This is a genomic window from Microbispora sp. H10670 (genome assembly GCF_014161385.1).
GTDB lineage: Bacteria > Actinomycetota > Actinomycetes > Streptosporangiales > Streptosporangiaceae > Microbispora > Microbispora triticiradicis.
This window is the reverse complement of sequence record NZ_JABBWW010000006.1, coordinates 121,202-146,689: the sequence shown is the minus strand read 5'-3', so window position 1 is coordinate 146,689 and position 25,488 is coordinate 121,202. Positions and strand designations below refer to the sequence as shown.

Here is a 25,488-nt window from a genome sequence, read left to right as displayed (position 1 = left end):
GTTCGGCGTCCTGCTATTCGGCGTCCTCGAGGCGGAAGCCCACTTTCATGCCGACCTGGAAGTGGGCCACCTCGCCGTCCACGATGTGGCCGCGCACCTCGGTCACCTCGAACCAGTCCAGGTGCCGCAGGGTCCGGGCGGCCCGCCGGACACCGTTGCGGATGGCCTGGTCCACGCTCTCCTCCGAGGTGCCCACTATCTCGGTCACCCGATAGGTGCGATCCGACATCACGTCCTCCTGCCTGTGCCTGTCCGCGTGATCGTAACCCCCCCGCGGACGTCCCCCCGCTCCCTCCGGGGTCTACCGTGGAAAACGTGAATCCATGGCGCAGGTTCAGAAAAGACCGCCCGGTCGTTCACCAGGTGACAGACGCCCAGCCGTCGCTGTCCAACGACATCCGCAAGCGTGAGATCAGTTATCTCATCAAGATGGGCATCCGGATCGTCTGCCTCATCCTGGCCGTCGCGGTGCCCTCCCCCTGGCCTGTCAAGGCCCTCTTCGTCGCCGGGGCGGTTCTTTTGCCGTACGTTGCCGTTCTCGGGGCCAATCAGAGAGGTCACACGCCTCCTCCGCGCATGGACTTGACCTCGCCTAACCAAACCGAGATACCACGGCATCGACGCGAGATCGGGTCGTGACAAAGTCTTGACGCAACCCATGGGTTGGAGGTGTACAGTTTAGCCAAGCGCTCTGGTCCCCCGTCGGAGCGCTAGTGCCGGCGTTCCGGGCCCCCGTCGGAACGCCGATGAAGCGACGCCGGGTGGTTTGCCCCCGTAACCACCCGGCGTCGCCCTTTTTACGGGATCTTTCGTCTTCCGAACTTTGCGCGGCCAAACGTTTGGTATGTGCATCATTTCCGCCGCTCGCCGGAAAACGCCCGTTTCCTGATGATCCGGGAGATCAGGTGTCGCTCGGCGTCTCGGCGCTCACGGTCTCGGTGCTCACGGTCTCGGCGGTCTCCGCCGCCCAGTCCTTCGCCATGCGTGAGAGCCGCCCGGCGGCGTCCGGCCCGGCGGTGCCGGCTCCCTGCGCGAGCCCGAGCAGGTAGGCGGTCAGCGGCGCGGCAGGCCGCGCCACTCCGTGCGCGACATCCCTGGTCAGGTCGAGCACCAGGGTCCGGTCCACCTGGGCGGGGTCGATGCCGAGTTCGCGGCAGACCCGCGCCGTCCACTCCTCCAGCACGTTCACGCGCGCTCCCTTCGTTCACCGGCCCGGGCGCGGGCCATGTGAAGATCCTCGATGCTGTCGCAGTCGAACCACGGCGGCGTCGCCCCCGCCGCCAGGCGCACCGGCACCGGCGCGAGCGGGCCGAGCAGTCCCCGCAGCGACCGGCCCTCGTACGCGCCGAGCGCGGCCCGCAACGCGGCCGTGCGCCACACCCCGGCGAGCCACTGCTCCCGGCCCGTGTCGTCGACGAGCACCGCCCCCGCAGCGCCGCCCGCCGTGTCGCCTGCAGTGTCGTTCTCGGGCAGCGCGGCCAGCAGCGCGGCGACGTGGGCGGCCCGGAGGAACGGCAGGTCGGCGGCGAGCAGGACGACCGACGGAGACGTCACCTCGGCGAGCCCGGCCCGCAGCGCGGGGACCGGCCCACCGCCCGGCGGGTCCTCCCTGGTGAAGACCACCCCGGGCAGGTCCCTGGGCGGGCCCACCACGATCACGGCACGGGCCGCGCGGACCGCCGCCGCCACCCGCTCGACGAGCGGCACCCCGCCGACGAGCGCGCCCGGTTTGTCCGCGCCGCCGAGCCGCTCGGCCCGGCCGCCCGCCAGGATCACCGCGTCGTACGGCGGGTCGCCGCCCGCCTCGCCGGTGCCGTGAAGAGCGCACATGGAAGCCCCGGTCAACCCCGGTCAGCCGCCGATGGCGGACATCGGCCGGGCCGGCTGGAGGAAGGCGGAGTCGTCGATGCCGTGCCCGGCCTTCTTGCCCCGCACCGCCGCCACCCAGCGCGCCGCCAGGTCGTCGTCCGAGGCGCCCGAGCGCAGCGCCGTACGCAGGTCGGACTCCTCCGTGGCGAACAGGCAGTTGCGCACCTGGCCGTCCGCGGTGATCCGCACGCGGTCGCAGGCGCCGCAGAACGGGCGGGTGACCGAGCCGATCACGCCGACCCTCCCGGGCCCTCCGTCCACCAGGAACAGCTCGGCGGGGGCGCTGCCGCGCTCGCGGGGGTCGTCCTCGGTGAGGTCGAAGGAGGCCTTCAGCAGCCCGAGGATCTCGTCGGCCGTCACCATGTCGTCGCGGCGCCAGCCGTGCTGGGCGTCGAGCGGCATCTGCTCGATGAAGCGCAGTTCGTATCCCTGGTCGAGACAGTGGCGCAGCAGCGGCACGGCGTCGTGCTCGTTGATCCCCCGCATCAGCACCGCGTTGACCTTGACCGGCGTGAGCCCGGCGGCGGCCGCCGCCGCGAGGCCGTCCAGCACGTCGTGCAGGCGGTCGCGGTGGGCGAGCCGGACGAACACCTCCCGGTCGAGCGTGTCGAGGGAGATGTTGACGCGGTCGAGTCCCGCCTTCGCGAGCGGCTCGGCGAGCCGGGCCAAGCCGATGCCGTTCGAGGTCAGCGACAGTTGCGGACGCGGGCGCAGCGCGGCGGCAGCGGAGACGATGTCCACGAGCTCGCGTCTGAGCAGCGGCTCGCCGCCGGTGAAGCGGACCTCCCGGATGCCCAGCCGCTCCACCCCGATCCGCACCAGGCGGACGACCTCCTCGCCGGTGAGCAGATCGGGCTTGGGCAGCCAGTCGAGGCCCTCGGGCGGCATGCAGTACGCGCACCGCAGGTTGCACCGGTCGGTCAGCGACACGCGCAGGTCGGTCGCGACCCGGCCGAAGGAGTCAACCAGCACAAAGGACCTCCATCATCAGAGCCACCAGCCTAAGCCCTGCCGTCAAGACGACCACAACCTCCGTCCCGCCGCCGGGATTCCCGCACGTACGCCGCCGTCGGCCGCTCCGCGTGGGTGACGCGTCTGCCTGTGCGCGGTCACCGGTCGCGGCGGCGCTCGATCCGCTTGCGGTGGGCGACCTCGCGGCGCCGCTTCGCCAGCGCGCGCTCGCGCTCGCGCCGGTCCACGCGCGCCTGGCTCTTGGTGCTCTCCAGTTCGAGCCGCAGCGCCTCCTGAGCGGCCGTGCCGCGCCGCGTGACCCGGGCCGCCGCGCGGGCGGCCAGCTTGGCCGCGCGCTTGGGGTTGACCGGCCGCTCCCCGCGCTCCCCGCGCTCCTCCACGGGTACGGAGGGGGCCGCCTCCGCGCGTTCGAGCAGGGCGACCCCGTGCCGCATGAGGAACTCGTACAACTCGGGGTCAGTGGGCTCCGCGCCGAGGACGAACCGGGTCGCGCGGAGCTCGCCGTCCTCGACGATCTCCAGGACGCCCACCCAGAACGGGCTCTCGAAGTAGACGGACAGGGAAACCACGATGCCTCCAGGTATGCCGACAGGCGGCTTGGCGAAGCCGCTTTCCGGCACACCGGACATCCTCCGAGGTTCCCCGAGGGGACACGAGAGGCGGATACGAGACCGCCGGCACCGGTTCGACACCAGTGCGACACTGGATCGACACTGGGCCGACGGGTGCCCGGGCTACCGACCGGGACCGCGTTTTCGTGTGCGCGGCCAGTTTAACGGCCGTCTCCCCCCGCGGCGATCACCCTTCCGGGGCGCCGCACGAGGCAGACTGGCGGGCATGGAGCCGATCTCTCTCGACGTGCGGGCCAGGGAACTGCTCGACCGCGCCGCCGCCGCGTCCAGCGGGCGCGCGGCCGACACCGTGCACGGCGGCCACGGGCACGGCGGCCACGAGCAGGCGCTGCGCCAGACGCTGCTCGCCCTCACCGCCGGGACCGGCCTCGCCGAGCACGAGAGCCCGGGTGAGGCGACCCTGCTGGTGCTGCGCGGTCATGTACGGCTGAGCAGCGGCGACGCCTCCTGGGAAGGGCGGGCCGGTGATCTGCTGGCCATCCCCGGCACACGGCACGCGCTCGACGCCGTCGAGGACAGCGCGGTCCTTCTCACCGTCGTCAGACGCCCCTGACCGCACCCGACGCGATCGGGCGTCAGACGGCCTGGAGGACGCAGCCCAGGGCGAGCAGCGCCAGGACCTTCACGGCCTCCAGCGCCACGTAGTAGAGGTGGGCCCTCGACCGCGTCCGCGCGGGGTCCTCGCCCGCGAGGACCCGGTCGGACCTGCGGTTCAACGGGGGGCGTACGAGCACGAGCTGCACCACCAGGACGGCCGCGGCGACGGCGGTGAGCACCACCACGGCGGTGGCGGGCGATCCGGTCGCGAGCGCCACGATCACGACGACCGCCAGCACCGCCTCGGCGGCGTTGAGCGCGCGGAAGACGAGGCGGCCGATGCCGAGGCCGATCGGGATCGTCACCCCCGGAGCACGGAACTTCAGCGGCGCCTCCAGGAACGAGATCGCCAGCACCATCCCCAGCCAGACGAAGGCCGCGGCCGCCGCCACGGCCGCCGACGTGTGGTTCATCGTGCGCCTTCCCCTCGCCCGGCCGCGGGGCCGGAAGTCGTCCCCCCGCTGCATGATCCGGCCCGGAGGGGTAGGGCGGCAAGCGACTTCTGGTGCCGATAAATCGGTTGGGATACCCGCGTGGCGCCCGGCACAGTTGATCTCGACAGGGGATCTTAATCGAGGAGGGGAACCACGATGCCGAAGCACATCGCCCCCAAGGTGCTGTCCTGGGCGAGCGAGATCGACGACGGGACGGCCGTGCAGGCGGCCCGCGCGGCGCGCCTGCCGTTCGTGCCCGGGCACGTCGCGCTCATGCCGGACGCGCACGTGGGCATCGGCGCGACGGTCGGCTCCGTCATCCCCACCGAGGGCGCGATCATTCCTTCCGCCGTCGGGGTGGACATCGGCTGCGGCATGGTCGCGACCGAGACCACGCTGACCGCCGCCGACCTGCCCGACTCGCTCGACACGCTGATGCGGCTGGTGGAGCGGCGCATCCCGGCCGGAGTGGGCAAGGGGCACGCCGACCGCGCGGTGGACCGCGCGCTCGGCGAGCTGGGCCGGCCGCACACCGGTCTCACGCCCAAGCAGGAGACCACCGTGGCCTGCCAGTTCGGGACCCTCGGGTCGGGCAACCACTTCGTGGAGGTCTGCCTCGACGAGCGCGACCGGGTGTGGACGGTGCTCCACTCGGGCTCGCGCGGCATCGGGAACCAGCTCGCGACCGCGCACATCAAGGGCGCGAAGCAGCTCATGCGGAGCATGGCGATCGGCCTGGAGGACCCCGACCTCGCCTACTTCACGCAGGGCACCCCGGAGTTCACGGCGTACGTCGAGGACATGCTGTGGGCGCAGCGGTACGCGATGGCGTCGCGGGCGCGGATGGACCGGGTGCTGGGCGAGGCGCTGTTCCGCGTCGTCGGCTCGGGCTCCCGGGTCCGGACCATCAACTGCCACCACAACTTCACCCAGATGGAGACCCACGACGGCAAGGACCTGTGGATCACCCGCAAGGGGGCGATCAAGGCCGACACCGGGGACGAGGGCGTGATCCCGGGCTCGATGGGCACCCGCTCGTACATCGTCCGCGGGCGCGGCAACCCGCTGTCGTACAACTCCTGCTCCCACGGCGCGGGGCGCCGGATGTCGCGGTCCCGGGCCAAGCGCGAACTGTCGGCGGCGTCGCTGCGGGAGGCGATGCGCGGCCGGACCTGGAACGCCGACCGGGCCGCCGCCCTGGTCGACGAGCACCCCGAGGCGTACAAGCCCATCGACCAGGTCATGGCGGACCAGAAGGACCTCGTGGAGGTCCGGCACACGCTGCGCCAGGTGTTCAACTACAAGGGGTGAACCTGTGGGTGTGGCCGTGACATCACCGGCTCGTGGTGGACGGCCGCGCCCACGGGCCGCAGCACGAAGCCGTCGGCCACCCTGGCCGGGATCCGGTACGGCGAGACGGTGAGGTCCTGCGGAGGCAGGGTGTAGTCCAGCCGGGCCAGCCGGGGCGCGAGCGCCGCCAGCAGGCCCACGGCGACCGGCTCCCCCGGGCACCGGTGCCCGGTCGCCGGATCGCCCCCGCCCTGCGGGATCAGGTCGTACGGCCCGATCTCCCGCCCGACGAACCGCTGCGGGTCGAACGAGCACGGGTTCGGCCAGAGGGCGGGGTCGTGGTTCTGCCCCCAGACGTCGAGCAGCACGAGCCAGTCGGCCAGGATCGGCTCACCCTTCCAGGTGAGGTCCTTGGCCGCCTTGCCCGCGACGAACGGGGCGAAGGGATAGAAGCGCCGCACCTCGTGCGCGAACGCCTCGGCGTAGGCGCCGTCCACGTCGTCGTTCAGGCGGACCCGGGTGACCGGCCAGTTGTGCATGGCGTGCGCGGCGAACGTGAGGAACCAGGCCACGGCGACGGTGGGACGCACCAGGTTGAGCAGTTCGACCGCCGCGAGCCGGGCCGCGAGCGGCTGCCCGTCGGGCTCCCGGTGCGCGGCGACCACGCCCAGCGCCGACGTGGGCGGCACCCGCGAACCGTCGCGCCGCACGTCCTCGACCATCTCCGCGAGCCACGCCTCCCGCCGGACCCGGGCGCCGCGAGCCCGCCAGTGCCGGGCGCCGGGCGAGCCGAAGCCGTCGACCATCGCGACCAGGTCCGCGGCGAGTGGGCCGGCCTCCTCCTCGTCGAGGGGAATGCCCGCCCAGCGGCACACCCCCGTGGTCAGGACGCGGGCGGCCTCGTCGAAGAGCACGACCTCTCCCCTGCCGGGCCAGGTCGCCACCGTCTCGTCCCAGGCCGCGGTGGTCTCCCGTACGAGGGAGGCGACGCTCTCGGGGGTCATGAGCCCCATGAACATGGCCTTGCGCGCCCGGTGCGCGCCCTGGTCGAGACTGTGCACGGCCCCGTGGCCGAAGAGCGTACTCTTGATCGGCTCGGGCAGCGCTGGGGCGCGCTGGACGTGGTTGTCGTCGTAGAAGAAGCGGGCGGCGTCGGGCCCGCGCAGCACGACCGCGCGCTGGCCGAGCAGCCGCGTGCGGATCATCTCCCCCTGGGCCTCCCGCCATCGGGACGGCAGCCAGGCGTAGCCCTCTAGCAGCAGAAGAAGCGTGGTGTCAAACAGCGGCATATGTCCTGACTGCCCGCACCCGTCCCGGAGAAACGGTCCCGCCGTACGACCCTGCGGCGGGCCGTACGGCGGGCAGGCGACGGTCAGCTCTTCACGCAGGTGCCGTTGTTCAGCGTGAACGTGGCCGGATCGGGGTTGGCCCCCGTCTGCTTCCGGTTCCAGGGCGGGTTCACGGCGGTGACGTCCTTACCCGACTGCGACCAGGTGGCGGCCCTGCTGCGGAGCCGCGTTCCCCGCCGGCACGGCGACGGTGGCCGCCAGCACGGGTCGTACCTCACCAGGGCGACCGGACGAGCCCCTGCAGCAGCAGGCCCGTCAGCGCCTGTGCGGCGAACAGGCGGCGGTCCGGCGCGCGCCCGGCTGCGGCGGTGATCCACAGGGCGTACGGCAGCCAGATGCGCTCCACCTCGCCCCGGGTGACGCCGCTGAGGTCGAGGGCCAGCACCGCGACGAGCGCGGCCACGGGCAGGATCCGGCCCGCCGCCGGCCCCGCCGGCAGCCCCGCCATCAGCCGGGTCGCGGCGAGCCCGGCGGTGGCGGCGGGTCCCGTGACCAGGGCGAGCACGGCCAGGTTGGCGAACAGGAAGTACAGGTACGGCCGGGCCGCGCCGGGATCGGCCGCCCACTCGGCGTGCGTGGCGGCGACCCCGTCGGGCCACCAGAAGCCTCCGGCGGCGAACAGCGCGCTCACCGCCGCCATCCCGGCCAGGCAGGCGAGCACGGCCGCCCTCGCCGCCCTCGCCGCACCGGCCCCCGCGTCCCGCAGCGCGACGACCGCACCGACGAGAGGGATGAGCAGGTACGGCACCAGGCCGTAGCTCAGGTACGGCAACACGCCCAGCGCCACCCCCGCGGCACCCCCGCGCCACAGGCCTACCGCGACCCGGCCCGCCCGCCCGCGTGCCCCGGGTCCGTCGCCGCCCGGCAACGCGAGCAGCAGCAGGGCCGTCCCCCACGCCCCCACTCCCGCGAAGAACGCGTCCATCGTCGTCGCGGTCCACACCGCCGCGGGCGACAGGGCGAGGTACGGCAGCGCGCGCCGGGCCGCCTCCTCACCCGAGACGCGCCGCACCGCCAGTCCGATCGCGACCGTGGCCGAGCACCCGACGACGACGGCGAGGACGGCGGCCCAGAACGGTCCCGGCAGCCCGGCGGCGGCCAGTGCCCACAGCACCAGCACCGGCAGCGGCGGGTGTCCCCGCACGTGCGTGGGGTAGGCGGGCAGATCGCGGGTGAACCCGGCCAGCCAGCCGAGCGGGTCGTCGCCCACCGCCCCCAGCACGGCCAGGTACTCCTGGGGATGGGTGAACGGCCACGCCAGCCCCTCCCCCGACACCGCCAGCAGGACGGTCCACGCGAGCGACACGCCGAAGGCCGCCGCGAGCGCCGCCCGCAGGGGCAGGTTCGCGGTCAGCCGGGGCAGCACGGGCACCGCGACGGCGGCGAGCACGGTCGCGGGCAGGAGCGCGGCCGTGCCCGCCACCGTGGGCAGCCGGGCGAGCGCGTGCAGCGGCGGCAGATGGTCGATGGGCAGCGCCCCCCGCGCGTGCAGCACCCCGCCCACCGCGAACGCTCCCGCCACCAGGCCGGCCCACGCCACCGGCAGGCCTCGTCGTGTGATCACGACGCACAGGCTAGGCACACCGGAGCCGTCGGCCCTTGTCACGTAGTCACTTCGTAAGAACTGAGCGGCCCGGGCGGCCCTACCGTCGGCGGCATGAAGATCGATGTGGTGCTTCCCTGCCTCGACGAGGCGGAGGCCCTGCCCTGGGTGCTCGGCCGGATGCCGGACGGCTGCCGGGCCATCGTGGTCGACAACGGGTCCACCGACGGGTCGGCCGAGGTCGCCGCCCGGCACGGCGCGCTCGTCGTGACCGAGTCCGTTCCGGGGTTCGGCGCCGCCTGCCACGCGGGTCTCACGGCCGCGACCGCGCCCGTCGTCTGCTTCATGGACGCGGACGCCTCGCTCGACCCGCGCCAGCTGCCGCACGTCGCGGAGGGCGTGCTGGACGGCACCGCCGACCTGGTGCTGGGCCGCCGCCGGCCCGCCGCGCGGGGGGCGTGGCCCGCGCACGCCCGGCTGGGCAACCGGCTGCTGGCCTGGCGGCTGCGCCACCGCACCGGCGCCGCGCTGCACGACCTCGGCCCGATGCGCGCGGCCCGCCGTACGGCGCTGCTCGGCCTGGGCCTGCGGGACCGCCGGTTCGGCTACCCGCTGGAGATGGTGCTCCGGGCGAGCGAGGCGGGCTGGCGCATCGGGGAGGTCGAGGTCGACTACCTGCCGCGCGTGGGCCGGTCCAAGGTCACCGGCACCGTTCTCGGCACCGTGCGGACGGTCCGCGACATGTGGCGGGCGGCGGCGTGACGCCCGTCCTCCCGCAGAGCCCGCCGCAGTTCATCGTCATCGCCAAGGAGCCCAGGCCGGGGAGGGTCAAGACACGGCTCACCCCGCCGTACACGCCCCGCCAGGCCGCCGCGCTCGCGGAGGCGGCGCTGCGCGACACGCTGGCGGCCGTCGCCGCCGCCCCGGCCGCGCGCCGGGTGCTGGCCCTGCTCGGCGAGCCCGGCCCCTGGCTGCCCGCCGGGTACGACGTGGTCCCGCAGCGGGGGAACGGCCTCGCGGAGCGGCTGGCACACGCCTTCGAGGACGCCCTGGCGGCCTGCCCGGCGCCGGCGGTGCTGATCGGCATGGACACCCCGCAGGTCACCCCGGGCCTGCTGGCCGAGGCGGGACGGCTGCTGGGCGAGCACGACGTCGTGGTCGGCCCGGCCGCCGACGGCGGGTTCTGGCTGCTCGGGCAGCGCGGGCCCGATCCCGCCCCGCTCTCCGGGCTGCTCGCCGGGGTGCCGATGTCGCGCTCCGACACCGGGGCGCTGCTGCTGCGCCGGATCCTTGAAGCGGGCCTGCGGGCCGCCCTGCTGCCCGAACTGACCGACGTGGACACCGCCGCCGACGCCCGCGCGGTGGCCGCGCGGGCCCCCTCCTCGCGGTTCGCGGCGGCGCTGGCGGCCCTCGGCGCGGACGTCCCGGCGTGATCGGCCCCCTCTACGCCGAGTCGCTGGACGGCGCGCGGGTCGACGTCGAGGCGGCCGACGGCAGGACGTGGCCGCTGGAGTCGTGGCGCTGGCTCGACGGCGCCGAAGGGGACGAGGCGATGCTGGCCCGCTGCGGCGACCCCACGCTCGACGTCGGCTCCGGACCCGGGCGGCTCACGGTGGCGCTGACCAGGCGCGGGGTGCGGGCCCTCGGCATCGACGTCACGCCGCGGGCCGTCCGCCTCACCCGCCTGGCCGGGGGCCGGGCCCTGTGCCGGGACGTGTTCGGCCACGTGCCGGGCGGCGGCCGCTGGGCGACGGTGCTGCTGGCCGACGGCAACATCGGCATCGGCGGGGACCCCGAGGCCCTGCTGCGGCGGGCCCGCGAACTGCTGCGGCCCGGTGGCGAGGTGGTCGCCGAACTCGGCCCTCCCGGCACCGCCACCCGGTCGGAGCGGGTCAGGCTGCGACGGGACGACACGGTCACCGGCTGGTTCGCGTGGGCCCGCGTCGGGGCGGACGGCATCGGCCCGCTCGCCCGGCGTACGGGCTTCCGCCGCGCGGAGGTGTGGACCGAGGCGGGACGCTGGTTCGGCGTCCTCGGCTGAGTCCGGCGGCAGGCCGGACCTTTGACCACAGCTTTGACCACAGCTTTGACCACGCGTTGCGGGAAACGCGGACCGGCCCCGCCCGCCCCGGGGGTGCGCCTCGATAGCCTCCCGGAGGAATGTCGGGGAGCGCATGGCCGTCGCCCGGGGCGCGGCGCCGGGACCTCGCCGCCGTCGCGGCCCTCACCTCCGCGGCGGCGGTCGCCTACGCGATCCACTCCTGCGTGCGGCTGTCGCGTTTCCGGGCGGGCGCGTACGACCTGGTGATATTCGACCAGGCGGTCCGCGCGTACTCCCGCTTCGAGGCGCCCGTCTCGATGGTGAAGGGCGTCCACAACGGGTTCGGGCCGGGGTTCTGCGTGCTCGGCGACCACTGGTCTCCGGCGCTGGCGCTGCTGGCGCCGCTCTACTGGATCCACGACGGGCCGGCGACGCTGCTCGTCGCGCAGGCCGTCCTGCTCGCCCTGTCCATTCCGTTCGTGTGGGCGTACGCCTTCCGTGCCGCCTCCCGGTCCGGGGCCGGAGGCGGCCGCGTCGCCCATCCCGTCGCGGCCGCCTACGCGCTGTCGTGGCCGATCGCCGAGACCGTCGCCTTCGACTTCCACGAGGCGGCGTTCGCGCCGCTGCTCACGGCGGTGGCGCTGGAGCGGTACCAGGCCGGGCGCGGGCGGGCCGCGCTTCTCACCGCGCTCGCTCTGCTCCTGGTCAAGGAGGACATGGGCCTGCTGCTGGCCGGATTCGGGCTGTTCCTGCTCACCCGGCGGCGTGACCGGTGGCCCGGCGCGCTGCTCGTCGCCGGCGGCGTCGCGGCGACCCTGGTGGCGACGTCGGTCCTCGTCCCCCGCTTCGGCGGCAGGACCGGCTACTACTGGGCCTACTGGACGCTGGGCCCCGACCTCCCGCGGGCCGCGCTCCACGCCGTCACCCGGCCCGGCGACGTCCTCGCGCTGCTCGCCGACCCGCCGCTGAAGCTGCGTACGGCGGCGCTGACGCTGGCGCCCGTGCTGTTCACCGCGCTGCTCTCCCCGACTGCGCTCGCCCTGGTCCCGCCGCTGCTGGAGCGCCTGCTCGCCAGCACCTACCCGAACTGGTGGACGCCGAGGTACCACTACACCGCCTTCGTCGTCGCACCGGTCTTCGCCGCCGGGGTCGACGGCGCGCTGCGCGCCGCCGCCCTCATGACCAGGCGGGCCGGCACCAGGGCCGGCACTGGGCGGGCGGCACGGCTCGTCCGCGGGTGGGCGGTGCTGGTGCTCGCGACCGCGCTCGCCCTCGTGCCCTTCTTCTCGTTCGGCGCGTCGCTCACGCCCGCCTTCTACGCGGAGACCACGCGGACCCGCGCGGCGCAGCGCGCCGTCGCCGCCGTCCCCGACGGCGCGCTGGTCGAGGCGGCCGACTCCCTGGCCCCCGCGCTGTCCCCGCGTACGCGCACGCTGCTGTGGGACAGGACGCCCCGATGGGCGCCGTGGGTCGTCGCCGACGTGGGCGTCCGGACGTTCCCCTTCGCCGGCCTCCGGCAGCAGGTCGAACGCGTGGCGCGGCTGCGCGGGCACGGCTACCGCGTGGTGTTCGAGCAGGCCGGCTACGTGGTGCTCACCACGACGCCGGCGCCCGTGGCCGCGAGGAGCAGGATGTCGATCCCGGCGGCGGCGACCGCGGCGGCGAAGGGCGCCTTGGGCAGGCGGCGGCCGAGCGACAGACCGGCCACCGCGCACAGGGCCACTCCCGCGAGGGCGAGCCACTCCGCCGGGCCGGGCGGGCCCGGCGGCGCCACGGCGAGCAGCAGGGACGCCGCCAGCGGCGGCACCGGCATCAGGGCCCTGACCCGGGCGGCGCCGAGCCGCTGGGGCCAGCCCCGCACGCCGGTCGCCAGGTCCGTCTCGATGTCGGGCAGCACGTTGCCGAGGTGCGCGCCGCAGCCGAGCAGCGCGGCCGCCGCCACGGCCCACCACGCGGGCAGCGGCGGGCCCTCATGCTGGGCCGGCAGGCCCGCCGCGACGAACACCGGCACGGCGCCGAACCCGATCGCGTACGGCGCCCACGACGCGGCCGTGCCCTTCAGCCACAGGTTGTAGGCCCAGGCCGCGGCGACGGCGAGCAGGTGCGCCGCGGCCGGCAGCGGCCCGCAGGCCAGCGAGAGCGGCACGCACGCCGCCAGCGCCGTGAAGGCCGCGGCGCGCACCGTGCCCGCGGTCACCAGGCCCGCGACGACGGGCTTGCCGATCCGCCCGGCCGCGGCGTCCCTGGCGGCGTCCACGGCGTCGTTGCACCAGCCCACCGAGAGCTGGCCGGCCAGCACGGCGAGCGCCACCGGCACCGCCCCGGGGAGGCCGCGCCCGGCGAGCACCACGAGCGCCGTGACCAGGACCGTCACCGCGACGGCCGGGCCCGGATGGCACGCGCGGGCCAGCCCGGCCAGCTGCCGCGGCATGTCGCCGGGGAGTGCTCTGGAGCAGGTCATCGTCACGAGCGTAACCGGATGATCCGGGTTGGTAGGTATGTGAGCCGCCTGGACGGGCAAGAGTGCAAGTAGCTTCCTCCGTCAGCCAGTGGGATGTGAGATGACCCGGATCGCGGCCGTCCATGGTGTCCTTCCTCCCCATCGCCACTCGCAGAAGGAGATCACGGACACGCTGGCGAGGGTCTGCCTCCCCCCGGGCGCCGACCGCCGGCTCCTCGACAGGCTGCACGCGAGCGCGCGGGTGGAGCACCGCAACCTCGTGCAGCCTCTCGACCGGTACGGCAAGCTCGACGGCTTCGGCATGGCCAACGACCTGTTCATCGAGGCCGCCCTCGACCTGGGCGCGGAGGCCGTGACCGGCGCGCTCGACGCCGCCGGCCTCACTCCGGCGGACGTGGACATGATCATGTGTACGTCGGTCACCGGCGTCGCCGCGCCGTCCCTGGACGCCCGGCTGGCCAACCGGATCGGGCTGCGTCCCGACGTGAAGCGGGTGCCGGTGTTCGGACTCGGCTGCGTGGCGGGGGCGGCGGGCATCGCCCGGCTGCACGACTACCTGCGCGGGTGGCCGGGCCATGTCGCGGTGCTGCTCTCGGTCGAGCTGTGCTCCCTCACCCTGCAGCGCGACGACTCCTCCACGGCCAACCTCGTGGCGGGCGCGCTGTTCGGGGACGGCGCCGCCGCCGTGGTCGCGTACGGCGACGACCGTGACATCCCCGGCCGTGAGATCCCCGGGGGGCGGCCGGGCCCGGCCGTCGTCGCGACCCGCAGCCGCCTCTACCCCGGCTCGGAACGGGTGATGGGGTGGGACGTGCGCGACAGCGGGTTCCGGGTCGTCCTGGACGCCGGGGTGCCCGACGTGGTGCGCACCCACCTCGCCGGGGACGTGGGCGGGTTCCTCGGCGACCACGGCCTGGACATCGGCGACATCACCGCGTGGGTCTGTCATCCCGGCGGTCCGAAGGTGCTGGAGGCGGTCGCGGAGACGCTCGCGCTGCCGGAGGGCGCGCTCGACCTCACCTGGCGCTCGCTGGCCGCCATCGGCAACCTGTCGTCCGCGTCCGTGCTGCACGTGCTGCGGGACACCCTGGCCCTGCGGCCACCGCCGCCGGGCACCCCGGGGGTGCTCCTCGCGATGGGCCCGGGATTCTGCTCCGAGCTCGTCCTGCTGCGCTGGTGAAGGGGGGCCGGGGGAGCCGGCCGGGAGGGATGGAGGGGACCGATGTCGCCCTGGTACGCGGTGCTCGTCGCGCTCGTCGGCGTGGAACGCCTCGCGGAGCTGTTCGTCGCGCGCCGTAACGCCCGCTGGAGCATGGGCCGCGGCGGGGTGCTGTACGGCGCCGGGCACTACCCCTGGATGGTCGCCCTGCACACCGGCCTGCTCGCCGGGTGCCTGCTGGAGGCGGCGCTGGCGGACCGGCCGTTCGTCCCGGCCCTGGGCTGGCCGATGCTGGCGCTCGTCGTGGCCGCCCAGGCGCTGCGCTGGTGGTGTGTCACGAGCCTCGGCCCCCAGTGGAACACCCAGGTCATCGTCGTGCCGGGCCTGCCACTCGTGACGCGGGGGCCGTACCGGTTCGGGTGGCTGCGTCACCCCAACTACGTCGCCGTGGCGGTGGAGGGCGCGGCCCTGCCGCTCGTGCACTCCGCGTGGCTGACCGCGCTGGCCTTCACCCTGCTCAACGTGCCGCTCATGGTCGTCCGCCTGCGGTGCGAGAACGCCGCCCTCGCGACCGCCGCCCCCGCCGCGCCCGGTTCCCTGCGGCCCGCCCGGTGATCGACGTGCTGGTGGCCGGGGGCGGGCCCGCGGGGCTGGCCACGGCCATCCACGCGGCGCTGGCCGGCCTGGAGACGGTCGTGGTCGAGCCGAGGGCCGTCCCGGTCGACAAGGCGTGCGGGGAGGGACTGATGCCCACCGGCGTCGCCGCCCTCGCCGGCCTGGGCATCGACCTGGGGATCGCGCTGCCGGAGAGCAGGCCGTTCCTGGGCATCCGCTACGTCGACGGACGGCACCGGGTGCAGGCGGAGTTCCGGGACGGCGCCGGGCTCGGCGTGCGGCGCACCGCGCTGCACGCGGCCCTGGCCCGGCGCGCGCGGGAGGCCGGAGTCCGGGTGATCTCCGGGCGGGTCGCCGGCGTGCGCGCCGGCGACGCCGACGTGCACGCGCGGGTGCTGCCCTCCGGCGGGGTCCCGGACGGGTCCGGTCTGCGGGCGCGCTGGCTGGTCGCGGCGGACGGCCTGCACTCGCCGATCAGGGCGTCCCTCGGGCTGGACCTGCCCGCGGGCGGCCCCCGCCGGTACGGCCTGCGCCGCCACTACCGGGTGGCGCCGTGGACCGACTTCGTGGAGGTGCACTGGGCGCCGGGCGGCGAGGCGTACGTCACGCCGGTGGGCGACGACCTCGTCGGCGTGGCCGTGCTGAGCGGCGAGCGGCAGGGATACCACGAGCACCTGGCGGCGTTCCCGGACCTGCTCGCCCGGCTGGACGGGCCGCCCGCCACCCCGGTGCGCGGAGCCGGGCCGCTGCGCCAGCGGGTCCGCCGTCGCGTGGCCGGGCGGGTCCTGCTCGTGGGCGACGCGGCGGGCTACGTGGACGCGCTCACCGGCGAGGGCCTCTCGCTCGCGCTGCTGTCGGCCCGCGCGCTGGTCGGCTGCCTGCGCGCGGGCCGCCCCGAGGAGTACGAGGCCGCCTGGCGGCGCCTGTCGCGGCGGTCGCGGCTGCTCACCGCCACACTGCTGGAGGCCCGGCGGCACCCCCCGGCGGCGCGGATGATCGTGCCGGCCGCCCGGCGGCTGCCCGTGCTGTTCCGCGCGGCGGTCCGATCGCTCGCCTGAGCGGCCCGTGAAAGCGGCCCGGGGGATGAATCGGGACATGAATCAATTTATCCATGACCGGAATTCACAGTTCGCGAACACCCGTTTTTAGGAGCCGCCGCACAGTGTATATCCCCCGACGTTAGAACTTACTTCGAGATGAACGAAGTGGCCATCTTTTGTGACAGGTATGCAAGGATATAGCGCATGTACCGAAAGGCGAGGCCGATGTTACGGCGAGGATGACTGGAGGGTCGTCACTTGCCTGACTTCGCGATACTCGCCCTGCTCACGCTGCTCGGCGCGCTCCCCCTGGCCGCGCTGGCGGTCCTGGCCCTCCGGCTGCGCCGGCTGCGCGCCCTGCAGGCCGAGGCCGTCCGCCAGGCCGCGGCCGAGGCCCGGGAGCAGTTCGGCCGGGACGTGCACGACCTCGTGAGCAGCCGGCTGTGGCTGGCCACCCTGCGCAGCGAACTCGCCTACCGCCTCGCCGAGGACGACAACCCGCTGCGCCCCGCCCTCGCCGACGTGGTGCAGGCGATCCGCCAGGCCGCCGCGGACATCCGCAACGTGACCCGCTCGTTCCAGGACGTCTCACTGCCGTCGGAGCTGGCCAACGCGCGTGCCGTGCTCCGCGCGTACGGGACCGACTGCAAGATCGAGACCACCGACGCGGAGCTCTCGGACCAGATCAGCGCCACTCTCGCCATCATGGTGCGGGAGGCCGTGACCAACGTCGTGCGGCACAGCAGGGCGACCCTGTGCGTCATCGAGATCGCCCTGCGCGCCGGCACGGTGACGCTGACCGTGGCCAACGACGGCGTCGACCCCTCCGCTCCGTCCGGCACCGGCAGCGGCCTGGACAACCTCCGCACCCGCGCGGCCGCGCTCGACGGCGTCGTGGGAACGGTCCTCGACCCGGACGGCTGGTTCCGCCTGGTCGCCGAGATCCCCAGCAGGGGCAAAGACCGCCGCTGACCGGTCGCCGGCCGGACGGACCGCTCCAAAGGACTCCACGCGCGTCCGACATCATGTCCGCGCACTTGACCTGCCGGTTGACAGAGAACCTCACCGCCGGACCTCACCAAGGCCTCCGGGCGACCGTGAAGAGCGTCACCCCATGACCCGTGACCGCGTCATGGTTTGTTATGTGCAGATTTCACATGACGCAGTTGACGGGCGTAACTTGGCCCATCCCCGCAATTCCGGAATTCTTACTTGTGACCGGCCTAAGGGGACATCTGGTGATTAGTAAGTACGAGATTTACTGCCTCGCAGATCCCTTGTTCTACGACACTCTCGACAGCAAGCGCGCGGAGCACCCGGATTTCTCCGTGGCCGCGCGGCCCACCCCCGAGGGATGGGCGCACCTGGCTACCGGAACGTGGCTGCACTACGCGCCGGCCGGCGCCACGTTGCCCACCCAGGGATGGAAGATCCACATCTCCTCCTCCGTGCGGGAGGCGGAGCGGGTGATCGCGGCGGCGTGGGACTACTGCGTGCCCCGCGGGCTGGCCTTCAAGTTCCTGCGCGGCCGGCGCGTGATGACCATGCAGAACTCCAAGTACGCCTTCCGCGGGTCGAGCGGCAAGCTGGTCACCATCTACCCGGTCGACGAGGCCGAGCTCGAGCTGACGCTCAAGGAGCTGGCCGAGGTCCTCGACGGCGTCGAGGGCCCGTACATCCTCAGCGACCTGCGCTACGGCGACGGGCCGCTCTACGTCCGGTACGGCGGGTTCGCCGAGCGTCACTGCCTCGACGAGAGCGGCGAGCAGGTCCTCGCGATCGAGAACGCCGACGGCGAGCTCGTCCCCGACGTGCGCGGCCCGGGGTTCTCCCTGCCCTCCTGGGTGCCCCTGCCGGCGTTCCTCGAACCCCACCTCGCCGCCCGCAACGCCGTGACCATGGAAGGCGTGCCGTACCAGGTCGACAGCGTGCTGCACTTCTCCAACGGCGGCGGCGTCTACCTCGCGCACGACACGCGCACCGGCGAGAAGGTGGTGCTGAAGGAGGCGCGCCCGCACGCCGGGCTCGACGTGGAGGGACGCGACGCGGTCACCCGCCTGCGGCACGAGGCCGAGATCATGGAACGCCTCGCCGGGCTGGACTGCGTCCCCCGCCTGCACGGCCACTTCACGGTGGGCGAGCACCACTTCCTCGCGCAGGAGTACGTCGACGGCACCTCGCTCAGCCAGCTCATCGCGCAGAAGCACCCCCTCACGCGGGCCGACCGCACGCCGGAGATGAACACGGACTACGCGGAGTGGGCCGTCACGATGCTCGCCAAGGTGCGGGCGGCGGTCTCGGCCCTGCACGAGCGCGGCGTGGTGTTCGGCGACCTGCACCCCTTCAACATCCTCGTCGAGGACGACCGGGTGGTGCTGATCGACTTCGAGGTCTCCTCGCCGGTCGAGGAGCGCAGGCGGCCGACGCTGGCCAACCCCGGCTTCGTCCCGCCGAGCGGCCTGGCCGGCGTCGAGGCCGACGAGTACGCCCTGGCCTGCCTGCACCTCGGGATATTCGCCCCGATGACCACCATGCTGCTGCAGCTCTACCGGCCCAAGGCCGCCCAGCTCGGCAGGCTGGTGAAGGAGACGTTCCCGGTGCCGCCCGAGCTGATCGACGGCGCGGTGGCGACGCTCCTCGGCCTCGAGACCGGCGTACGACCGGCCGAGCCGGAGCCGAGCCGGCTCTCCGAGGGCTGGCCCGCACTCCGGGACGCCCTGGCGACGGCGATCCTCGCCTCTGCGACACCGGGGCGCGACGACCGGCTGTTCCCCGGCGACATCGTCCAGTTCGAGCCCGGCGGCGGCGTGAGCCTCGCGAACGGCGCGGCGGGCGTGCTCTACACGCTGGCCGCGACGGGGGCCGGGCGCTTCCCCGAGCACGAGGAGTGGCTGGTCAGGCGGGCGGCGGAGCCGGGCATCGGGATCGGCTTCTACAACGGGCTGCACGGCGTGGCGTACGCGCTGGAGGAGCTCGGGCGGCGCGCGGACGCGCTCGGCGTGGCCGAGCGGTGCCTGCGGGAGTCCTGGGAGGGGCTCGACCTCAGCCTCTACCGCGGCCTGTCCGGCGTCGCCCTCGCCCTGATGCACCTGCACGACGCGACCGGCGAGCCCGAGTTCCGCGAGCGGGCCGCGCGCGTCGTCGCCGCGGTGGCCGACCGGCTCGGCGGCCCGGACGACGTCCCCGAGATCAGCGGAGGCAGGTATCCGCACGCGGGGCTGATGTACGGCTCGTCGGGGCCCGCCCTGATGTTCCTGCACGCGTACGAGCGCACCGGCGACCCCGGTCTGCTCGACCTCGCGGCCACCGCACTGCGCCAGGACCTGCGCCGGTGCGTCGGCCGCGAGGACGGGCAGCTCCAGGTGCAGCAGGGCTGGCGGACCAACCCCTACCTGGACGAGGGGTCGGCCGGCATCGGCCTGGTGCTCGACCGCTACCTCACGCACCGCGACGACGCCCACCGTGACGACGACGACTTCGCCGGGTCGCTGGCCGCCATCCGGTCGGTGCTGACCCTTCCGTACTACGTCCAGTCGGGGCTGTTCGCCGGCCGGGCTGGCATGATCGCCTGCCTGTCGTCCGGCTCGCGCCCCGACCCCGGGGCCGCCGAGGCGCAGATCGCCCGGCTGGCCTGGCAGGAGCTTCCGTACCAGGGCGGGCTGGCCTTCCCCGGCGCGCAGTTGCTCCGCCTGTCCATGGACTTCGCCACAGGGAGCGCCGGCGTGCTGTTCGCGCTCGGCACCGCGCTGCACGACGAGCCGGTCCGCCTCCCGTTCCTCGAGCCCCCCGGACGGTCACAGGCGCAGGCCCCCCTGCGCACCGCCGCCGGGTCGCATGTCCCGACCAGCACCGGAAGGAGGTGAATCGCAATGGCGCTCCTCGACCTTCAGACCCTCGAGACCCCCGGTGGTCACGGTGGCGGCGGCGGCAGCAACCTGAGCCTGCTCGCCTGCACCCCGCACGAGAACAGCAGCCTCAGCCTCATCTGCGGCTGACAGCTCCTCGCTCGACCCCACTTCCGGCACCGTGCCGGGTGAACCATCCAGAAAAGGGAGATGATCCACATGGCGCTTCTCGACCTGCAGACCCTCGAGGCCCCCACCGGTGGCGGCGGCGGTGGCACCCAGGGCAGCAACCTGAGCCTGCTGGGCTGCACCCCGCACGAGAACAGCAGCCTGAGCATCATCTGCGGCTGATAGCCGCGGCTGCTGGCGCATGAAGCGAAGGTCTGGGCGGTCGTCGCGGCCGCCCAGGCTTCCGCGTTTCGGGACTGGAGGACCCCTGGTGAGTTCTCGTTCGGCGGACCTGCTGATCGCGCGGGCCGTACGGCGCGGCGGGCCCTGGCTCGCGGTGCTGACGGCGACGGCGCTGACGGGCGCCGCCGCCGACCTGCTCGTCCCGGCGGCGCTCGGACGAGCGCTCGACGCCGTCGTGCGGACCTCCCCCGACCTCCCGGAGACGGTCGCCGTCGCCGCGCTGCTGGCCGGGCTCGTCGTCGTGTGCGACGCGCTGGGCGTCCTCGCCGCTGGGGTGAGCGGCGCGCGGGCCGCCCAGTGGCTGCGCACCCGGGTCGTGACCCACACCCTGTCGGCCGGGACCGGGATGACCCGGCATCTCGCCCCCGGGGAGATCGTCACCCGCGCCGGCGTGAACGTCGAGGAGGCGGGCCGGACCCCGGAGGCCGTCGTGACGGCCGCCACCCTGGTCATTCCGTCGGCCGGCAGCGTCGTCGCCCTCGCGCTGATCGACCCGTGGCTCGCGGTCACGCTGGTGGCCGGCCTGCTGCTGATCGTGGCCGTGCTGCGCGCGTTCATGCGGAAGACCACCGCGGCCTCCGGCGGCTACCAGGAGGCGCAGGGCCAGATCGCGGGCATGCTCGTCGGAGCGCTCGCCGGTGCCCGCACCATCAGCGCGGCCGGCACCGAGGACCGCGAGGCCGCACGGGTGCTGGCCCCGCTCCCCCGGCTGCGCGCCCAGGGCCTCGCGCTGTGGCGGCTGCAGGCGCGCGCCGGTGTGCAGGCCGCCGTCGTCGTCCCGCTCCTGGAGATCGCGGTGCTCGCCGTCGGCGGGCTCCGCCTGTCGGCGGGCGGCCTCACCGTGGGCGAGCTGCTCGCCGCCGCGCGCTACGTCGTGCTCGGCGCGGGCCTCGGATCCGCGCTGGGCTACGCCGCGCGCATCGCCCGCGCCCGGTCGGCCGCGCAGCGCCTGGAGCAGCTTTTCGCCGTGCCGCCCCCGGCGTACGGCTCCCGCCCGCTGCCGCCGGGCCCGGGCACCCTGGAACTACGTGACGTGACCGTACAGGCCGACGGGGTCCGGCTGCTGAGCGGGATCAGCTTCGTGGTGCCGGGAGGCACCTGCACGGCGGTGGTCGGCCGCTCCGGCTCGGGCAAGTCGTCACTGGCCGCCGTCGCCGGACGGCTCGCCGACCCCGAGCGGGGCGTCGTGCTGCTGGACGGCGTGCCGCTCCGGGAGATCGGCAAGGAGCCGCTGCGGCGTGCGGTCGGGTACGCGTTCGAGCGCCCGGCCCTGTTCGGCCGCACCCTGGGCGAGGCCGTCGGCTTCGGGCTCCCGGCTCATGACGAGAACACGGTGCGGGCCGCGGCCGTCGCGGCCTGCGCCGACCCCTTCGTCCGCAGGCTGCCCCTCGGGTACGCCACCCCGGTCGAGGAGGCGCCGATGTCCGGGGGCGAGATCCAGCGGATCGGCCTCGCCCGCGCGTTCGCCCAGGCCGGGCGGGTGCTGATCCTCGACGACGCCATGTCGAGCCTCGACACGGTCACCGAGCGGCAGGTCGGGCGCGCGCTCACGGGCAGCCTGGCCGACCGCACCCGCCTCGTGGTGGCCCATCGGGTGACGACGGCGGCGCAGGCCGACCAGGTCGTGTGGCTGGAGGACGGGCGGGTCCGCGCGATCGGCACACACGAACGGCTGTGGGCCGATCCCGGCTACCGGGCCGTCTTCCAGGCGCAGGAGGCGTCGTGAGGCGGCGGGTCCTCCTGGACGCGCTGTGGCGCGAGCCGTCCCGGCTGCTGTGGCTGGCCTGCTGGTCGGTGGCCGAGGCCCTGCCCTCGCTGACCGGGGGATACGCCGTCGCGCGCGCGGTGGACGACGGGTTCGCGGCCGGCCGGCCCGGCCTCGGGTTCGCCTGGCTCGGGGTCCTGGCCGCCGCGTGGGCGGTGGCCGCGGTGTCCGCCCGGCAGGTGCTGCTGCTGATCGCCGGGATCGTCGAGCCGTTCCGCGACGACCTGCTGAGGCGGGTGGTGACCGGGGCGCTGCGGGCCGGGCGGGGCGGCGACAGCGCGGCCGTCGCCCGGATGAACCATCAGGTCGAGCTGGCCAGGGACGCCTTCGGCGCCATCATCACGGTGGTCAGGTCGTTCGTGTTCACGCTGGTCAGCGTGGCGGTGGGACTGTCGACCCTGGCGCCCGCCGTGGTGCCGCTCGTGCTGCCCCCGGTGGCCCTCGGGCTGGGCCTGTTCCTCGTCTCCCTGCCCTCGCTCGCGCGGTGGCAGCGGGAGTTCATCGTGGCCGACGAGCGTACGGCGGCCGCCGTGGCCGCGATGGCGAGCGGACTGCGGGACGTGACCGCCTGCGGCGGGGAGGAGCGGGTCGCGGCCGAGGTCGGGCAGGCGGTGACCCGGCAGGCCGCGTCCGCGCGGGCGCTCGCCCGGGTGACCGCGACGCGGACGCTGTCGCTGGCCGTGGGAGCGTGGCTACCGGTCGTGCTGCTGCTCGCGGGCGCGCCCTGGCTCGTCCGCCAGGGGATCACCGGCGGGGTCATCCTCGGCACGCTGACCTACGTCATGCAGTCGCTCGCCCCCGCACTGGGCGGCCTGGTGCAGGGCCTCGGCGTCAGCGGCGTGCGCCTCGCCGTCACGCTGGAGCGCATCCTGCACGTGCCCGGCCCGCCGGTGGCGCACGGTGACAGAGAGCCGGAGAGTGCGCGCCTGGTGCTCCGGGGCGTCCGGTTCGCTTATGGCACCGCCGATCAGAAGGCCCCCGAGCCGGTGATCGACGGCCTGGACCTCGACGTGCCGGAGGGCGACCACCTGGCCGTCGTCGGCCCGAGCGGGATCGGCAAGTCCACGCTGGCCGCGCTGGTCGCCGGCCTGCTCACGCCGGACGAGGGCGAGGTCCTCGTCGGCGGCGTCCCGGCCGCGCGGGTGCTCCCGGCGGCCCGTGCGCTGATCCCCCAGGAGGCGTACGTCTTCCCCGGCACCCTGGCCGAGAACCTGACCTATCTCGCGCCCGGCGCGCCGCCGGAGCGGGTGGACGAGGCGGTCGCGGCGTTCGGGCTCGCGGACCTCGCGCAGCGCTGCGCGGGCGGCCCGCTCGACCCGGCCGAGCTGTCGGCGGGCGAACGGCAGCTCATCGCGCTGGCCAGGACCTATCTGTCCCCCGCCCGGCTGGTCGTGCTCGACGAGTCGACCTGTCACCTCGACCCGGCGGCGGAGGCGCGGGCGGAGGCCGCGTTCGCGGCGCGCGGCGGGACGCTGGTCGTGGTGGCCCACCGCATCTCGTCGGCCCTGCGCGCCAAGCGGGTGCTCGTCATGGACGGCACCCGGGTCCGGCTCGGCTCCCACGAGGAGATGGTGGCCGCGTCACCGCTGTACGCCGACCTCGTGGGGCACTGGACCGGCCTACCGGCGGGGGCGGTAGCGGAGGATGCCGATGTCGCGTCCGGCAGACGGCCAGAGCCAGCCGCACTCGGAGGCGATCTGAATCGCCTCGACGCGTGAGCGGGCCCCCACCTTGCCGAGGATGCGGGACAGGTAGTTGCGCACGGTGCCCTGTGACAGGCACAGGCGGTCGGCGATCTCGCAGACGGTGGCCCCCGCGGCGGCGGTCTCCAGGACGTCCAGCTCGCGGGCGGTCAGCGGGTTGCTGTCGGCGTCGAGCGCCGCGACGGCCAGCTCGGGGTCGATGACCCGCTCGCCCGCGGCCACCCGGCGGATGCAGTCGACGAGGTGGGCCGGAGAGGCGTCCTTCACGACATAGCCGCGCACGTTGGCGTCCAGCGCCTTGCGCAGGGCCGTGGGCGTGCCGAGCCCGGTGAGCACGACGGTCTTGCAGGAGGGTAATCGGCGGTGCAGCTCGGCCGCCGCGGTGAGGCCGTCGACGCCGGGCATGCCGATGTCGAGCACGGCGACGTCGGGGCGCCGCAGACAGCCCAGCCGCACGATGTCCTCGCCCTTGTCCGCCTCGGCCACGACCTCCAGGTCGTCCTCGCTCGACAGCAGTGCGACCAGCGCCTTGCGGATGAGGTGCATGTCCTCGGCGAGCATCAGTCGGATCAACCCAGACTCCCTACCACGCGACGCGAGCGGGTGCTCGCCCTGTGTGACCGCGATCTCACCACTATGACCGCCGAACGTGAGCACAGGGACCTCTCTACCCGAACTGTCATCTTTAATCTGCGGATGAGTCAGGAAAAAGCCGGACGCCTGGCTTCCTAGGGGAGCCAGGCGTCCGTGAACTGCAGATATGTTCGTTTTCTGGGGTGTTACTTAGTGGTGCCGGATCACCTTGACGTAGTCGGTGGCCTCGGAACCCTTGAGACGGCGGGTGCCGTCGAAGCGCACGCCCCAGGTGCCCGACTGGTAGGCCCGCACCCGGGTGGCGAAGTCGCCGTCGCCGTCGGTCCTGATGGTGTCCACGTACCGCCACTTGCGGGAGCCCGCGGGCAGGAAGTAGACGCCGACCTCCTGGGAGCCCAGCCAGTGCCAGTCGTGCCAGTAGTCACGGCTGTCGTAGCAGTCGTCGTGCCCGCCGCGACGGCCGGTGTAGCCGTTCCAGCCGAAGTACCAGTCGGAGTAGCACTGCGCGACCTGCAGCTCACCCTTGAGGGTCAGCGCACGGCCCTTGCGGACCGGCTCGGGCGTGGCGTCGAAGCCGACGATGCGGGTCGCCTTGGGGCCCGACGGACGCGGCGCGTGCCACTCCTTGCGCTTGACCCTGAAGGAGCGCTCCGCGGTGAGCGTCCGGCCGTCGAGGCCCTCGGCCTCGATCCGCACCCTGTAGACGCCCTCCCGGTCGTGCCTGTCGAAGCTCCACGACTGGGAGAAGGTGTCGAAGGACGGGCCGTCGTGCGGGCCGCCGCTCTTACGCTTGCCCCACCACGGGCCGTCGTGGCCACCGTGGCCGCCGCCGTGCCCGCGGGACCCGGACAGGGTGAAGGTGACCTTCCTGACGTCCTTGGTCCTGACCGAGGCGGAGACCGTGGCGGAGCCACGCCCGCCCACGACGACCACGTCGGGGTTGACGCCGAACCACAGAATTCGCGCTTCGGGCACGTACGGGCGCCGACCCTCCGCGGTCGGGGTGGGTGTGGGGGTCGGCGTCGGTGTGGCCGACGGTGTGGGCGTCGGCGTGGATGTGACCGGGTCCGCGTGAGCGGGCGCGGTCGCGAGCGCCGTGGCGCCCATGGCGATCACTGCCAGGGCGGTAGCAGCTCGTTTCACCATGAGGGTGTGTCCTCTCCCCGTG

27 protein-coding genes and 1 pseudogene are annotated in these 25,488 nt (G+C 74.3%); 16 read left to right on the top strand and 12 right to left on the bottom strand.

The genetic code is table 11. The annotated features are described in order from the left end of the window. Positions 1-13 precede the first annotated feature (13 nt). The gene (locus HHX33_RS11305; protein ID WP_117409424.1) at positions 14-229 is read right to left on the bottom strand and encodes a dodecin; all 216 of its coding nucleotides are present in this window, start codon (positions 227-229) and stop codon (positions 14-16) included. 86 nt (positions 230-315) lie between these two features. Between HHX33_RS11305 and HHX33_RS11300 the strand changes: the two genes are divergently transcribed. Continuing rightward, positions 316-639 carry a DUF3099 domain-containing protein gene (locus HHX33_RS11300; RefSeq protein WP_244301982.1) on the top strand — a complete coding sequence of 108 codons (324 nt, stop codon included), beginning with the start codon at positions 316-318 and terminating at the stop codon, positions 637-639. Between the two features lie 262 nt (positions 640-901). Here HHX33_RS11300 and HHX33_RS11295 read toward each other — a convergent pair whose 3' ends face one another. The 4 genes from HHX33_RS11295 to HHX33_RS11280 all read right to left on the bottom strand — a co-directional run bounded on the left by HHX33_RS11295 (position 902) and on the right by HHX33_RS11280 (position 3,410). Further along, positions 902-1,189, bottom strand: a complete 288-nt coding sequence (locus HHX33_RS11295) for a DUF6457 domain-containing protein (protein ID WP_182874533.1) — start codon at positions 1,187-1,189, stop codon at positions 902-904. Further along, complete coding sequence (locus HHX33_RS11290) at positions 1,186-1,830, bottom strand: molybdenum cofactor guanylyltransferase (RefSeq protein WP_182874532.1); 645 nt, start codon at positions 1,828-1,830, stop codon at positions 1,186-1,188. Before HHX33_RS11290 ends, HHX33_RS11295 begins: the two co-directional genes overlap by 4 nt. Positions 1,831-1,851: 21 nt before the next feature. Beyond that, positions 1,852-2,841: a GTP 3',8-cyclase MoaA gene (moaA, locus tag HHX33_RS11285; protein ID WP_182874531.1), complete on the bottom strand. Its 990-nt coding sequence runs from the start codon at positions 2,839-2,841 to the stop codon at positions 1,852-1,854. Between the two features lie 137 nt (positions 2,842-2,978). Further along, on the bottom strand, positions 2,979-3,410 hold the full coding sequence (locus HHX33_RS11280) for a YjdF family protein (RefSeq protein ID WP_220501710.1): 432 nt from the start codon (positions 3,408-3,410) through the stop codon (positions 2,979-2,981). A gap of 268 nt (positions 3,411-3,678) precedes the next feature. Between HHX33_RS11280 and HHX33_RS11275 the strand changes: the two genes are divergently transcribed. Continuing rightward, positions 3,679-4,026: a cupin domain-containing protein gene (locus HHX33_RS11275; protein ID WP_182874529.1), complete on the top strand. Its 348-nt coding sequence runs from the start codon at positions 3,679-3,681 to the stop codon at positions 4,024-4,026. A 22-nt stretch (positions 4,027-4,048) separates the two neighbouring features. Here the strand turns inward: HHX33_RS11275 and HHX33_RS11270 are convergent, their stop codons facing one another. Beyond that, entirely contained in the window at positions 4,049-4,483 is a 435-nt protein-coding gene (locus tag HHX33_RS11270) for a hypothetical protein (protein ID WP_182874528.1), read from the bottom strand. A gap of 177 nt (positions 4,484-4,660) precedes the next feature. On the opposite strand from HHX33_RS11270, the gene HHX33_RS11265 reads away from it, so the two are divergent. Beyond that, complete coding sequence (locus HHX33_RS11265) at positions 4,661-5,815, top strand: RtcB family protein (RefSeq protein ID WP_182874527.1); 1,155 nt, start codon at positions 4,661-4,663, stop codon at positions 5,813-5,815. Here the strand turns inward: HHX33_RS11265 and HHX33_RS11260 are convergent. From HHX33_RS11260 to HHX33_RS11250, 3 genes are all read right to left on the bottom strand, one after another. Then, entirely contained in the window at positions 5,803-7,083 is a 1,281-nt protein-coding gene (locus tag HHX33_RS11260; protein WP_182874526.1) for a cytochrome P450, read from the bottom strand. The genes HHX33_RS11265 and HHX33_RS11260 overlap by 13 nt on opposite strands. Positions 7,084-7,166: 83 nt before the next feature. After that, positions 7,167-7,361, bottom strand: a complete 195-nt coding sequence (locus HHX33_RS11255; protein ID WP_182874525.1) for a hypothetical protein — start codon at positions 7,359-7,361, stop codon at positions 7,167-7,169. Further along, the gene (locus HHX33_RS11250) at positions 7,358-8,707 is read right to left on the bottom strand and encodes a hypothetical protein (protein ID WP_182874524.1); all 1,350 of its coding nucleotides are present in this window, start codon (positions 8,705-8,707) and stop codon (positions 7,358-7,360) included. The genes HHX33_RS11255 and HHX33_RS11250 overlap by 4 nt, the downstream gene beginning before the upstream one ends. A gap of 93 nt (positions 8,708-8,800) precedes the next feature. Here HHX33_RS11250 and HHX33_RS11245 point away from each other — a divergent pair, with 93 nt between their 5' ends. From HHX33_RS11245 to HHX33_RS35820, 4 genes and pseudogenes are all read left to right on the top strand, one after another. Further along, positions 8,801-9,448: a glycosyltransferase family 2 protein gene (locus HHX33_RS11245; protein WP_182874523.1), complete on the top strand. Its 648-nt coding sequence runs from the start codon at positions 8,801-8,803 to the stop codon at positions 9,446-9,448. After that, the gene (locus HHX33_RS11240; protein WP_182874522.1) at positions 9,445-10,119 is read left to right on the top strand and encodes a TIGR04282 family arsenosugar biosynthesis glycosyltransferase; all 675 of its coding nucleotides are present in this window, start codon (positions 9,445-9,447) and stop codon (positions 10,117-10,119) included. The genes HHX33_RS11245 and HHX33_RS11240 overlap by 4 nt, the downstream gene beginning before the upstream one ends. Beyond that, positions 10,116-10,727, top strand: a complete 612-nt coding sequence (locus HHX33_RS11235) for a methyltransferase domain-containing protein (RefSeq protein WP_208759012.1) — start codon at positions 10,116-10,118, stop codon at positions 10,725-10,727. The genes HHX33_RS11240 and HHX33_RS11235 overlap by 4 nt, the downstream gene beginning before the upstream one ends. 119 nt (positions 10,728-10,846) lie before the next feature. Then, a pseudogene (locus tag HHX33_RS35820) lies at positions 10,847-12,196 on the top strand (DUF2079 domain-containing protein); the annotation flags it as partial. Between the two features lie 113 nt (positions 12,197-12,309). Here HHX33_RS35820 and HHX33_RS11230 read toward each other — a convergent pair. Next, complete coding sequence (locus HHX33_RS11230) at positions 12,310-13,158, bottom strand: UbiA family prenyltransferase (protein WP_259402368.1); 849 nt, start codon at positions 13,156-13,158, stop codon at positions 12,310-12,312. A 130-nt stretch (positions 13,159-13,288) separates the two neighbouring features. Between HHX33_RS11230 and HHX33_RS11225 the strand changes: the two genes are divergently transcribed. From HHX33_RS11225 to HHX33_RS11185, 9 genes are all read left to right on the top strand, one after another. Next, positions 13,289-14,368: a type III polyketide synthase gene (locus HHX33_RS11225; RefSeq protein WP_182874520.1), complete on the top strand. Its 1,080-nt coding sequence runs from the start codon at positions 13,289-13,291 to the stop codon at positions 14,366-14,368. 42 nt (positions 14,369-14,410) lie between these two features. Further along, positions 14,411-14,962: an isoprenylcysteine carboxyl methyltransferase family protein gene (locus tag HHX33_RS11220; protein ID WP_138461170.1), complete on the top strand. Its 552-nt coding sequence runs from the start codon at positions 14,411-14,413 to the stop codon at positions 14,960-14,962. Next, on the top strand, positions 14,959-16,020 hold the full coding sequence (locus HHX33_RS11215) for an NAD(P)/FAD-dependent oxidoreductase (protein ID WP_182874519.1): 1,062 nt from the start codon (positions 14,959-14,961) through the stop codon (positions 16,018-16,020). The genes HHX33_RS11220 and HHX33_RS11215 overlap by 4 nt, the downstream gene beginning before the upstream one ends. 240 nt (positions 16,021-16,260) lie before the next feature. Next, entirely contained in the window at positions 16,261-16,974 is a 714-nt protein-coding gene (locus tag HHX33_RS11210; RefSeq protein WP_182874518.1) for a sensor histidine kinase, read from the top strand. 266 nt (positions 16,975-17,240) lie between these two features. Continuing rightward, positions 17,241-19,865 (top strand): class III lanthionine synthetase LanKC, encoded by a 2,625-nt coding sequence (gene lanKC, locus HHX33_RS11205; RefSeq protein ID WP_310741309.1) that lies wholly within the window; start codon positions 17,241-17,243, stop codon positions 19,863-19,865. Positions 19,866-19,871: 6 nt separating this feature from the next. Continuing rightward, positions 19,872-19,997 carry a SapB/AmfS family lanthipeptide gene (locus HHX33_RS11200; protein WP_111698761.1) on the top strand — a complete coding sequence of 42 codons (126 nt, stop codon included), beginning with the start codon at positions 19,872-19,874 and terminating at the stop codon, positions 19,995-19,997. 69 nt (positions 19,998-20,066) lie between these two features. Further along, entirely contained in the window at positions 20,067-20,198 is a 132-nt protein-coding gene (locus HHX33_RS11195; protein WP_111698776.1) for a SapB/AmfS family lanthipeptide, read from the top strand. An 88-nt stretch (positions 20,199-20,286) separates the two neighbouring features. Further along, the gene (locus HHX33_RS11190; RefSeq protein ID WP_310741308.1) at positions 20,287-21,984 is read left to right on the top strand and encodes an ABC transporter ATP-binding protein; all 1,698 of its coding nucleotides are present in this window, start codon (positions 20,287-20,289) and stop codon (positions 21,982-21,984) included. After that, complete coding sequence (locus HHX33_RS11185; protein ID WP_182874515.1) at positions 21,981-23,741, top strand: ATP-binding cassette domain-containing protein; 1,761 nt, start codon at positions 21,981-21,983, stop codon at positions 23,739-23,741. The genes HHX33_RS11190 and HHX33_RS11185 overlap by 4 nt, the downstream gene beginning before the upstream one ends. On the opposite strand, the gene HHX33_RS11180 is transcribed toward HHX33_RS11185, so the two are convergent. Next, positions 23,643-24,299: a response regulator transcription factor gene (locus HHX33_RS11180; protein ID WP_182874514.1), complete on the bottom strand. Its 657-nt coding sequence runs from the start codon at positions 24,297-24,299 to the stop codon at positions 23,643-23,645. The genes HHX33_RS11185 and HHX33_RS11180 overlap by 99 nt on opposite strands. 210 nt (positions 24,300-24,509) lie before the next feature. Further along, entirely contained in the window at positions 24,510-25,466 is a 957-nt protein-coding gene (locus HHX33_RS11175) for a hypothetical protein (protein ID WP_182874513.1), read from the bottom strand. Positions 25,467-25,488: the final 22 nt, after the last annotated feature.